The organism is Psychroserpens algicola (assembly GCF_014526325.1).
GTDB lineage: Bacteria > Bacteroidota > Bacteroidia > Flavobacteriales > Flavobacteriaceae > Psychroserpens > Psychroserpens algicola.
On record NZ_JACNMJ010000001.1, the window covers coordinates 936,839 to 949,850 of the forward strand.

At 33.3% G+C, this 13,012-nt stretch carries 9 protein-coding genes; 8 read left to right on the forward strand and 1 reads right to left on the reverse strand.

The genetic code is table 11. From position 1 onward, the window contains the following. Window positions 1-157 precede the first annotated feature (157 nt). From H7350_RS03895 to H7350_RS03930, 8 genes are all read left to right on the forward strand, one after another. Window positions 158-1,396 carry a DUF58 domain-containing protein gene (locus H7350_RS03895; protein WP_204344553.1) on the forward strand — a complete coding sequence of 413 codons (1,239 nt, stop codon included), beginning with the start codon at window positions 158-160 and terminating at the stop codon, window positions 1,394-1,396. Continuing rightward, window positions 1,393-4,050: a transglutaminase-like domain-containing protein gene (locus H7350_RS03900; RefSeq protein ID WP_204344554.1), complete on the forward strand. Its 2,658-nt coding sequence runs from the start codon at window positions 1,393-1,395 to the stop codon at window positions 4,048-4,050. The genes H7350_RS03895 and H7350_RS03900 overlap by 4 nt, the downstream gene beginning before the upstream one ends. A 9-nt stretch (window positions 4,051-4,059) precedes the next feature. Next, a complete protein-coding gene (locus H7350_RS03905) occupies window positions 4,060-5,079 on the forward strand; it encodes an AAA family ATPase (protein ID WP_204344555.1) in 1,020 nt (339 codons plus the stop codon). Between the two features lie 3 nt (window positions 5,080-5,082). Then, a complete protein-coding gene (locus H7350_RS03910) occupies window positions 5,083-7,053 on the forward strand; it encodes a hypothetical protein (RefSeq protein WP_204344556.1) in 1,971 nt (656 codons plus the stop codon). Window positions 7,054-7,247: 194 nt separating this feature from the next. Beyond that, window positions 7,248-7,991 carry an SH3 domain-containing protein gene (locus H7350_RS03915; protein ID WP_204344557.1) on the forward strand — a complete coding sequence of 248 codons (744 nt, stop codon included), beginning with the start codon at window positions 7,248-7,250 and terminating at the stop codon, window positions 7,989-7,991. A 158-nt stretch (window positions 7,992-8,149) separates the two neighbouring features. Further along, complete coding sequence (locus H7350_RS03920; protein ID WP_204344558.1) at window positions 8,150-11,176, forward strand: ligand-binding sensor domain-containing protein; 3,027 nt, start codon at window positions 8,150-8,152, stop codon at window positions 11,174-11,176. 2 nt (window positions 11,177-11,178) lie between these two features. Beyond that, the gene (locus tag H7350_RS03925; RefSeq protein ID WP_204344559.1) at window positions 11,179-11,928 is read left to right on the forward strand and encodes a LytR/AlgR family response regulator transcription factor; all 750 of its coding nucleotides are present in this window, start codon (window positions 11,179-11,181) and stop codon (window positions 11,926-11,928) included. A 253-nt stretch (window positions 11,929-12,181) separates the two neighbouring features. Next, window positions 12,182-12,382, forward strand: coding sequence for a hypothetical protein (locus H7350_RS03930; protein ID WP_204344560.1), 201 nt, complete (start codon window positions 12,182-12,184; stop codon window positions 12,380-12,382). A 5-nt stretch (window positions 12,383-12,387) separates the two neighbouring features. Here the strand turns inward: H7350_RS03930 and H7350_RS03935 are convergent, their stop codons facing one another. Beyond that, on the reverse strand, window positions 12,388-12,978 hold the full coding sequence (locus H7350_RS03935) for a riboflavin synthase (protein WP_204344561.1): 591 nt from the start codon (window positions 12,976-12,978) through the stop codon (window positions 12,388-12,390). Window positions 12,979-13,012 lie beyond the last annotated feature (34 nt).

Sequence of the window (13,012 nt, forward strand, 5' to 3'; positions counted from 1 at the left end):
ATTTTTTGTAGATTGAACCTTTGTAAATTCGATGATATAAATCAAATAAATTTTTGCCTTGAATATTAATTTCACGAGAATTATTAGTTACCTACCTTTTAAAAGAAATGCACTAATTTTCGCATTAGTACTCTTACTATCCATTTACTTTATTAAAATGGAATTCTTTGTAGAAGAAACGACTATTGCACTCTACCTTAAGTTATTTGCTTGGTTGATTGGTACATTTATATTGATTTTAGTTGGTGTCGGGTTTTTATACACCTTAATTTGCTATTTGTATTTTGTTGTCAATAAAAAAAGTATCAATCCTAAAATAGATATCGGACTTGATGGTAATATTAAAGGAGAAGCCGGACAAGTACCTGTAATTATTTCTTTACCCAAAGCTTTACTTCCATTACTAGGATACATAACAATAAAAATAGAATTTAATACGGGTGATTTTTCAGATGCCATAGTTATTAATAAATACTCCAAAGGCTTTGAAAAACTACTTCCTAAAGAAGGCTCATCGTTAATCTGGTTGCCAGATCGAAAGCAATACCACATTAAAGGTTATGTCATAAGTTTTATAGATTATTTACAGTTTTTTCGGTTTACAACCTATAAGAAATCTAAAAATGCGTTTTACCTGCATTCTTCTGAAATGGACATTCCGGTAAAAGAAATTACTCCATCTAAGACAGAAGAGGAAATTGAAAAAATTAAAACCTCTCGAAAAGTACAAGGGGATTTTTTAAATTATAAAGATTTCGAAGTTGGTGATGATGTACGTAGGATTGTTTGGAAAATCTTTGCAAAAAACAGAGAATTGGTCATACGAACTCCTGAAGTGATTAATCCTTACGCGTCTCATATTAAGTTTTATACGAGTTTTTACAATGTATTAACTAAAGATCTTACTTCTACATACGCTACCAGTATGCTTAATTATTATAAAGACATCGTTTTTAATGTGTGTTTAAACATTAAAAAAATGGAGAAAAAAGTAGAATTCAATATTGATCAGGCGGTTAATGAATTTGTAACCGTAAACGAATATGATCGTATCGGTTTTCAATTAAGTTCAGCGAACTGGCAGAATAATTCCTCAGTTAATGAATTAAAAGCTTCAGGAGAATCAGTAATATGTGTGTCGTCTTTGGTTAGTATTGATGAGTTAACAACACTGATACAAAAAGGCTCGTCTAATATAATTATTGTGAAGGTATCTCGTCATTTAGATCATCAAAATGTATTTAACTTCAAAAATTTATTCCTAAGGAAAGACCAAAACAGTGAACTTAGTAAATTAAAATGGTCTTTGTCAAGTACACGTAAAAAGTTAAAAACAAATGAGGACGACATAGAGAAACTAGTGTCTAACTCTAATTTTACAGGACAGATTATATGAAACATATAGACTATAAAGAACTGACGCTGGGATTACTGTTTTTAATCCTTCCTACGATACTCATCATGTATCCTTTATTAGGCTTTCTATCCGAATATTATTCTTTGCTTTTTGTCAACAAACATATTTTGATTGGTGTTTTTGCTGCAGGTATAATTACAGCATATTTATTACATAAAACTAAAATTAGATTCTTAATTATTTTTGGACTACTCCTGCTCGTTATTAATCTTATATATAGTTCAATTAGCGCTTCGTCTTTCAATGAGTTTGATGCTTATTATGTGGCAAACAGATTTAAAATAAACACAAGCATATTTGTATTTGGTTGGTTTTCTGGCTTTGCAATATCCAAATGGAGATATTACTTAATTGTGTTTTCAATACTACTAACGACTATATCGGTAATTCTCATTTCAGACATGGAAATGTCTAATGTAAAAGACATGATATGGCTTATTGCTCCAACAGTCTTATACCTATTTTATGGACTTTACGTAAAAGAGTTACTTAAAACGATAAGAAATCAGAAGAAAACCAATTACCTTATGGTTGTCTTGAGAATTTTTCTATTCTCATTGATTGCTTTATTTCTGTTTTGGGCAACCATTCAGCTTTTAGATACAAAGATTAATCATATCCAAAATGAAATCACTCAAGGACAAGGGGAAGATGAAGAAGGTGATTCAGACGATGAGGAAGATAAAGAAAAGAAAGACTCTAAAGACGATGGTGGAAGCTCAGGCGCAAAGTTTAATTTAGATGATTATTTAGGACTTCGCGATAGGTTAAGTGTATCTGATGAACTTTTATTTTGTGCCAATATTGATAACTTCATAAACGAATCGACACCTAATCCTCAGTACATTACGCTTTACCATTTAAATCAATACAATCCAACATTAGAACAGTTTGAGATTGATCCGGATAGTATCGTACGGGATTTGTTTTTACCAAACCCAACAAAAATCCCACAATATTTCAGTCAGCAAAATGACTCTGTTCTTATTTATGATAAAATGGAACGAGCCATTAAAGAAGTTAAGAGTACAATTTACATAGCAGGTCTTAGCCCAGAAGTTTTTGTGGCACCTAGTACAGCTTATGCTTGTCAGCCTATTTCCATAGAAGAAGAATTTAAAAAGGATTATAAGTTTGCTTACAATGTATATTCTGAGGTGTCCGAACTCAACAGTGCCTATTTTGTCTATAACACAACCGAACGGTCTATTGTTAATTACCAGGAACGCAGATATCGTACTTTAAGAACTGCTAAAAATTATGATGAAGAAGATGATCGTTTTATGGAGTATTATACCGAAGTACCTGATGGAGACCTCTATAATAAAATAGGACAACTGGCTGATAGTCTTACAGAAGGCGACCAAACCACTATAGATAAGATATTAAGCATTCGTAACTACTTCTTATCGGAAGATGAAAACGGAGAGCCATTATATACCTACACATTAACTCCAGGGAAACCGACAGACCCAAATATTCCAAATGCGAGTATGCTAGGTGAGTTTATTTTCAATACACACGAAGGTTACTGTACTTATTATGCGACATCTTCATTGTTTATGTTGAGGTCTTTAGGCATTCCAACCAGAGTTGCTGTTGGATTTATGACTGTAGATAGGAGTCATAAAACTCCAGGCTGGTACTGGTTTTATGCAGACCAAGCTCATGCATGGACCCAAGTATATATTCCAGAATATGGTTGGTTAGATTTTGATATGACCGTTAGTAATAGTGATGCCGAAGAAGCGCCTCAACCCGATGGGACACCTCCAACACCACCTACAAAAGAAACCTACGTTGGAAAAGGCTTAATTACCGTTGTAGATACTATTGGTAAATCAATGCAAGTTCGCGTTGACAAAATGATTGTTAATGATAACGGAATTTCTCTCGATAGTACTGATGTTATTGATATGAAATTTGATGTTAATCAAGCCAAAGTATTTGCAGGAGAACAAACAATTTCTTTAGCCAATGTGAAGCTTGGTGACACCGCAGTCATGGTGTCTTTTGACTATAAACTTGGTAGAATACGACCGAAATACAAAAGTGAAACTATAGAAGATTACATGACGCTATTTCCAGACCCTATTACAATTATGGAAGTTCATGTCCCAAAAATTGAAGAAGATAAATTAAACGAGGCTAATGAAGAAGAGCAAGATAGTGCTATTAAAACTCTAACCGATTGGTCTATTTACATCCTAGCGGCTATACTACTTTTACTGTTTATACTGGTCTTATCACCATTATGTTATTATTGGTGGTTATCTAAAAAAGCTAAAAACAATACATCTGTGGTAGAATTGTCTCAGGTAAATTATAAAAACGCTCATTTTGTTCTCAATCAAATGGGTGTTCAAAGAGGGCATCTTACACCTATGGTTTATGCAAGAGATATTGTAGATCCTAAATTTGGAACTCATTTTGAAGCCTTCGTAAAAATATACCAGAAACTGAAATATAGCGAAGACGAACTTACCGATGATGAGGTTACATTAGTACAAGGTTTTCATTCAGATTTTAATCAAAAAGTGTTATCAAAATATACGAAATCACAACAATTTATCAATTTTATAAAACCAAATAAATGGATTCATTATATGTTGAATCTTAATTTAAAAAAATAACATGTCATTATGAATCAAGACTTAGAGCAGACACATTCAGAAAACTTAAAACCAGCAACTACTTCGGTTGAAGATAAGTCTGGGCAAAATATAGATGTATTAATTGAAAACATAGGCAAAGTCGTAAAAGGTCATAGAGAACAAATCGTTCAAATCATCACCTGTCTTATTGCTAAAGGACACATTCTATTAGAAGATAATCCTGGTTCTGGTAAAACAGTAATGGCAAAAACTTTAGCCTATTCGTTATCGGGTAAGCATGAACATTCCGATTTTAAGCGCATTCAGTTTACTCCAGATTTATTGCCAATGGATTTAATTGGATCGCATTTATATGATGAGAGCAACAAAGATTTTATTTTCAAAAAAGGACCTTTATTCTGTAATATATTATTAGCAGATGAAATCAACAGAGCATCGCCAAAAGTACAATCGGCATTACTGGAATGTATGGCAGAAAATCAGATTTCTATTGGAGACCAAACCTATAAACTTGAAGACCTTTTCTTTGTAATAGCGACGCAAAACCCAATTGAAATGGAAGGAACTTACCCTTTACCAAATGCACAATTAGATCGTTTCTTTATGAAGATTAGTTTTGGTTATGTAAGTGAAGATATCGAATTAGAAATCTATAAAAAACAACTAGAAATTCAAAGGTCACAAGATGCCGTTGAAGCGGTGTTAAATATGACAGATATTTTAGCCCTCAGAAGCAAAGCTGAAGAAGTTCATGTCGATGACGAAATTATACAAGGGATTAATAATATTGTTAGAGGAACAAGAGAGCATTCTGGGATTTTACTAGGCGCTTCTGTTAGAGCAGGAATCATACTTCTTAAGTGTTTGAGAGCATATGCAGTAATCAATAAACGAAATTATGTCATTGAAGATGATTTGGCATCACTAGTAAAACCAGTACTTCAACATAGACTTCTGTTTAAAAGCAGAGGAGACGAAACTAATGCTGTAGATAGTATCGTTAAAAAAGAAATTACACGCTTATCAAGACTTAATTTAAAAAGATAGTTAGTGAAAAAGGCAAACATAAAAACAAGCTTATATTTTGTATTCTTCTTCTTTGGGTTGATGACTGTTTTTGGTCAGCGCATTGAAATTGATAGGCTCGAACGCGAGTTTAGAGGAAGTCCCAGTGGCAGAAAAGCCTACGAGCTTTCTCAAAAAATGATACAATTAGACAGCACCTATTATGTGGGCCATTTTTTTGAAGCTAATTACCGTTATGACAGAGCCTCAGATAAAAGAGGTTATGAGTCGGCCATTAAATCACTTGTAAAAGCCATTGAATTACTCGAAAAAGATTTTCCTCGAGCACTTAAAAGAACAACAGATATTAGCGCTTATATTGATCGTTATCAATTTCAAAGAAAGTATGTCATACTTATCTATTATTTGTCTAAAAGCTATGAAAACATAGACAAACCTGGAGAAGCTATTAAGGTGGTTAGGCGACTTCAAAAACGTGATTTTGTATTCAATTTTGGTATCAATCCTTATAGTAATATTTCATGGATTTATCTGCGTAATAGAATGTACAGTCCAGAGAAATATGAGTTTCTAAAACCTACAATTGAAGAAAACCTTGAAATGGCATCCAAATATGCCGATTCTATTAAAACCAGTGATAAACACAACCAATGGTTTTTAAATACATACTGGCCAAGTAGTGCTAATGATGCATTGCTGAGTTATTATCATTATAAAAATATCATCTATTCGCATCAAATCAAACTAGATTCGGCTGAATATTTTAGCGAGCAGTTACGAAGATATAACAGGTTGTCTTATAACAACTACGGAAACCTTCAATTTATTCAAGCTAAATACGACAAAGCTGAAGAAAGTTATGAAATAGCACGAGATGAAGATAATTATGAGGACAAAAGCGTCAAGGAATTTGACTACATGCAATCTGCCATAAAGATTTTTAGAAACGATTTACCAGCTTCAAAATCCATCATAGAGAAATCAATAAAATATCTGGGTACAGCACCAGGATTTGGATGGAATAATATCGCACTGAGCCGAGCACATTATTATGCTGGAGACTTAAAAAAATCTAAAGAGTTTCGTGATAAAGCCGCAAATTTTAAAGAAATACATGTCAATAGTACTTGGGGAGAAGTTGCCTATAATCGAAACACTCTTTTATTTAAATATTTATACCATAAGAAATCAATAAAAGAGATTAAATTTAGAGATGATAACTATTGGTATAAGCCTAAGAAGCTGTATGAGATCTCTAAGCACCATTTCAAACAAGAAAACGCACACCTATTACTTACCAGTGAACTTTCGGCCGATCCAGAACGGTTTATAGGCTATTATAATTTATTTGCTTCTGAAAACAATTTGTTTTTTGATGAAATATGGGAGCTCATCAAATACTTTAACCCTGAATACTTTATTCGAATATTTAAAGACAAATTAAAAGAAGATGAGCGCGAACATGTCCATAAATACTTCAACTATTTTATTGCTCAGTTTTATCTGGAAGATGGAGAATACGATGTGGCAATTAAAGAATTTCAAAAGGTACTAGATGACGAATTCCTTGATCCTGTTAATGAGAAACTACTCATCGCAAGAATTAATGAAGGGCTGAGTAAAGCGTATTCAGAAAATGATAATGACGAATCTGCACATGAAAGCCTTTTGGCATTTTATAATAATTTCCCGCAATTGGTCCCATATTCAGACCTTAAAATGAAATTTAATCTCGAAGTGGTGAATAATGCGTTAACACCAGAGCAGGAAACCATCATCGAAGAACTTGAAGACAGTAACATAGAATGGGTCGAAAATGATTCGTACTGGCCAACCTTGAGAATAAGTCTCACAAAAAAAGACGAAAATCAGGTTATTGATTATCAGGTAAATGTCGATGGGGAAACTAAGTTTGAAGGTAACTTAACTTTAGAAAAGGGAGAACATTCAGGACAGTTAATCGCTTTTAGAGCTTTTGGAATTACGCTGGAATAATCTAAAATAACTCAAAAACAACATTATATAAGTCTAATCTACACCAGTAGTTTAGACTTTTTTTATGCACTGAACCCAATTATCAACGAATTCTAAATCATTCTTAACGAATTCTAGAAGCACATAAATTTCACTGAGGTGTGCACATATCTTTGAAGTATCAAAATAAAAGTATAACCCAAAAACAACATATTATGAAAACTTTAAAGAACACCCAAACCGTAAACAAAACACAGTCAAGAGCATCAAAACTTTTTCAGGCGATAATGATTTTAGCACTACTTTTTGTAGCCTCTGATATCTATGCACAAACAAAAGAAGTACAATTTGAGGTTTACACCAATTCTGCAGCCAAAGCATCACAATATCTTTTAGGCGATGATGTTGCTCTACGAGATTGTGCTTCGGTAAACTGTGAAAAATTAACTACACTCAATATTGGAACCCGAGTAAGATTACTAGCAAAAAGCGAAACACCTCAAACCATAAACGGAATTACAAGTCGTTTTTATAAAATAAAAATGGGACCACAAGTGGGATGGATTTGGGGCGGACTCATTTCACAAAAAACGATGGTGAGCCAGATAAACCCAGAAGTCAAATTTGTATTTGGTGAAGCTGGTGTCGATTATAAAGGCTACAAAAGATTCCAGATTAGAGCTGTACGAAGTGGAGCGGAGATAGATAAAATCTATGTAAAATCTGAAACGTTAAACCATGACTTAATTAACTTGTTAGAAAAAAAAGATAATGCCTATGGAACTGATGTGATTAGCCTATGCAGCAATGAAGGAGAAAGTTGTGAGACAACAGATAGTAAATCTTACATTGTATTTAAAGATAATAAGTTGATGCAAACAAATAATCTGGCAGCACTTAAAAAGGTAAAGTTCAACAGGTCAAACTACGCCTTCTCTTGTGAGCTAGACAATCAGTAAAAGAAAATAATGGCAATTAGTTGATGTTGTAATTCATGTTTTGAGCGCTGTATATCCTAGAGAGTACAGCGCTTTTAACCGTTATTAAAAAACAATATACTTGAAGCCCAAAAACTGCGTTCAAAATTGTAAGTTGCAATGAGATAATTAAACCTGGGTTGAAAATTAATATTACATACAAACTATTTGCTTTTGTTTTCTTTGGAATAACACTAACACTTTATGCTCAAAATAAACAGTTAAGGGCATTTACTCTTGAAGACGGTTTGCCTCAGTCACAAGTTTATGCGATTTCTCAAGATGATAAAGGCTATTTGTGGTTAGGAACTCAAGGTGGAGGTTTAGCCTGTTTTGATGGGAATAACTTTAAAGTGTTTAATGAAAATCATGGTTTAGGATCTAACTATATTAATGCGTTAACAACGATTAATAACAGCGTTTATATAGGAACCAAAAGAGGGTTGACAATTAAATTAAAATCAAAATTCTTAAATATTGAATTACCCGAGGTGACTAAAATTAGTCAGATTAATGAAGACATTTTAATACTAACTAAGGCTGGTATGTATAGGCTCGAAGATGATTTTTCAACAGTTAAACTAACACTTCACCCTGAGATTGATAAGATTCAAATCAACGATTTAATTACACTTAATGATACATTTTGGCTTGCGACTCAAGATGGTTTATGGCAATTTTCCGGATTAATTAACGATCCAAAAGCAATGCAAAAAATAGAGCGTGGAGATTTTAAAGCGTTAATAACTTATAAGAGTAAAATCATTGCCTCAACCTTTAATGATGGAACTTTGGTTTTTGAATCGGGTGATTTTGACAACCAGATTTTAATTCGAGAACCTCTTCGTATCAATAGTATTTCGGTGTTAAATGACAATCAACTATGGATTGCTACAGATAATAATGGTGTTTCTGTAATTAGTTTAGAAACTAATTCTGAGTTATTTACTTTGAAAAGTTCTAACGGACTCACAGTTCCCAACGTAAAACAAGTACTTCAAGATCGACAATCTAATATCTGGATGGCGACATCAGGAGGAGGTTTGTATAAATATTTTCAGAATAATTTTAAACATTACAGTACAGAAACAGGACTTAATGGAAACCGGGTCTATGCTGTTCACCATACCAATAATACCATTTGGATTTCAAATTCAGAAGCAGGACTTATGCGAATTGACAACTATGGAATTCACAATATTGATATTCCTGAAACCTTTTCCGAAGTAAAAATTAAAACCATTACAAGTGATCCTAATGGAAATATTTGGGCGGGTTCTGATGGTCGTGGATTATTATTCCGAGGAAACATTCGTGTAGATTCTTTTGCTGTCGATACTTTAAAGCGAAGTAAAAAACTAATTCCTAAAACAGTTGAGGTTGCCAGAGTCTTAAATACCGAAAACGAATTTCCATTTGATTGGATTCGCGAAATCCATGTCGATAACAATGCTATTTATGCTGCAACCTATTCCAGCGGAATTGTAAAATTTAATTACAGCCCTGAAATGGATAGCTTAACAGTTTATAAAACCTATGCAACGGCTCAAGGTATAAAAGATTTGTATATTCATGATATGACCAAAGACGATAAAGGGCGAATTTGGTATACAACACGTAGCGGTCATTTAGGATATTTATATAAGGATACCATCACACATTTAGGAGCTGTTTTAGGTTTAGAAGTTCCAATTAATACGATAGTATTTCAAAACAACACGATGTTTTTGGGTACTGCCGGACAAGGTATTTGGTGGTCTAATGATGAAGATTACAGCACGTTTAAAAAGTTGAAAGGGCTAAAAGAAGGTGCTTCCAAAAACATATACCAGCTTATTTTTGATAATCAAGGTTATCTTTGGGTTGGAACCGAACGTGGTGTAGACAAACTGGAACTGGATAAAGACACTCAAATAAAAGATGCTTTTTTCTTTGGAAGAAATGATGGTTTTCTAGGCATAGAAACCTGTCTAAATGCAGTCGATAAAGATGATAGAGGGCATTTGTGGTTTGGAGCACTCTACGGACTCACAGAATACCAACCAGCAGAAATTAATCAAAACACCGAAAAGCCTGTTATTTACTTAGAAGACGTAAAAGTGGCCTTTAAAAGTATAGATTCTATTTCTCTTTCAGATTGGACCAATACCAATAAAGTACTTCAATTAAATTCAAATCAGAAGCAAGTAAGCTTTAGTTTTAAAACTGTTGATTTAGATCATCCTAATGGCGTGGAATATCGTTATAAATTAAATGATAATGCTTGGAGCCCTTGGTCTAATGTGGCTACCCAAGACTACTCTGAACTTAATTATGGAGCGCACGATTTTGTTGTTCAGTCCAGAAACCATCGCTGGAACGAAAGTGAACCGCTTCGTTTTTCATTTCATATAGAAAGTCCGTTATATAAAAGAGGCTGGTTTCAATGGTCTATTATTGGACTGGCATTATTAGCATTAGCTCTTATTACACAGCAGTATATTAAACGTATAAAGCAAAAAAACATAAAAGATAAAGAACGCTTAGAGCTCGAAAACCATCTGCTAACTTTAGAACAAAAAGCCTTGCGTTTGCAAATGAATCCACATTTTATTTTTAATGTGTTAAACGGCATCAAAGCAATGGCACCAACAAAGCCAGACAAGATGAATGAAACGGTAAACAGCTTTGCGACCTTACTGAGAGAGACCTTAATTAATTCGAGAAAAGATACCATTGGTCTAGATCAGGAAATAAAAACATTACGTCATTATGTTGAGGTGGAGCGCTTAATGGCCGAAAAACCTTTTACGTATGATATCATTATCAATAGCCATTTAGACGTTGAAGAAATTTTAATTCCGCCTATGCTTATACAACCTTTTGTGGAAAATGCAATTCGACACGGTATTTTAAAAGGAGGACGAGAAGGGGTGTTAAAAATTCAGTTTGACACAACCGAAGAAGACTTGCAAGTGACCATTTCAGATAATGGCATTGGAATTTATAGTTCTCAGCAGCTTAAGCCTAAAACCGATCACCAGTCTATGGCGCTTAAAGTAACCAGAGAACGTTTAACATCAATTTCCGGAAAAGACGCTTTAAGTATTTCAGAAATAAAAAATGAAGATGGTAGCATTGGTGGCACTGTCATTGTATTTAAAATCCCATTAGAAACCGATTATTAATTATGTTAACAGCAATTATTGTAGAAGATATGAAAGATGCTATGGAACTTTTAAAAAGTGACATTGAAACGCATCATTCTGAAATCAAAATTATAGACACAGCTAAGAGTGTCATTGAAGCTGCAAAAATACTTCAGAAAAAACAGCCAGACATTTTGTTTTTAGACATTATGCTGGGCGATGGAACAGGCTTTGATGTATTAGAGATTTTTCCAAATTTGACGTCAAAAATCATTTTTGTAACTGCTAGTGATGAATTTGCGATTAAAGCTTTCAAATTTGCTGCAATTGATTATGTGTTGAAACCTTATGCACATGACGAATTATCTCAAGCCATTGAGCGTGCTAAGCAACAAATACAACCTAGCAAAGAGCGTTTAAACATTTTAAAAGAAACCTTATCGGCTCCAGAAAAGAAACCAGACAAAATTTCTTTACATACGCTTGATAAAATTATTATAGTGAATCTCGATGATATTATTAGATGTGAATCAGATAGCAATAATACAATGTTTCACCTTCAAGATAAACGTAAAATATTTGTGACTAAAACATTGAAGTATTTTTCAGATATGCTCAAACCTTATGGGTTTTTAAGAATACACCAAAGCCACCTAGTGAATTTACAATGTATTAGTGCTTTTATTAAAACTGATGGCGGTTATCTAATGCTTAAAAATGGAGAGAATGTACCTGTTTCAGTTAGAAAAAAGACAGAGGTTATCGATATCCTTGATCAAATGCACAGATAATCTTAATTTTCAGGAAAACCAAGGTTTAATTTTTTTCGTAAGTAAAACTGTAAAACGCATTATAACAATTATTTAAAACTAAAAAAACATATATTTTCTTTTGATTATCGTAAAAAAGCATATATTTGAGTTTAATATAAATTTAACGTAAAACCCCGAAAACAAGCATTTCGTCGATTTTTTTTGCGTTTTATGGATGTTTTTTTGCTATTTAATTTTGTTGAGACCTTTTTTTTTATACATTTACGCCATAATGAGAATACAAAACAAGAAAATCCTAGCCTCGATCTTATTTGTATTAATAAGTTTTGTATGCGTTGCGCAAGGCGGTGAACCACCACCACCTATGCCGCCACCTCCACCAGGATTACCAATTGATGGTTTTACCACAATTGCTGTGATTATAGGTGCATTTATAGGTATTAAAAAGACAATTAAAAATTCTAGGCAATAAATTCCTTAAAGCCTAGCTTCATATAATTTTTGTATATATTTCCCTAAAACATCAAATTCAAGGTTTATTATTGAGCCTGTTTTTAAGTGTTTAAAATTTGTATGCTCATAAGTATAAGGGATAATAGCGACACTAAAACTGTTTTTTTGTGAATTAACAACCGTCAAGCTTACACCGTTTACAGTAGCAGATCCTTTTTCAATAGTGACATTTCCTAAGCTATCATCATAATTAAATGTAAATATCCAGCTTCCGTTTTCGTTCTTAATAGAAGTACAAATACCAGTTTGATCAACATGACCTTGAACGATATGACCATCTAAACGGTCACCGAGTTTCATGGCACGCTCTAGGTTAATGGCATCACCAATTTGTAAATTACCAATATTGGTTTTATCGATGGTTTCTTTAATAGCAGTAACAGTGTAATGTGCTCCTGAAATATCCACAACAGTCAGGCAAATGCCATTATGAGAAACGCTTTGATCAATTTTTAATTCAGAAGTTATATGACTCTGAACCGTCAAGTGCATGTTGTCCTGCTCTTTTTTGATATTTGTAACAATGCCAAGATCTTCAATAATTCCTGTAAACATAGTGTCGATTAAATAGTTAAATTTGCAATTACAA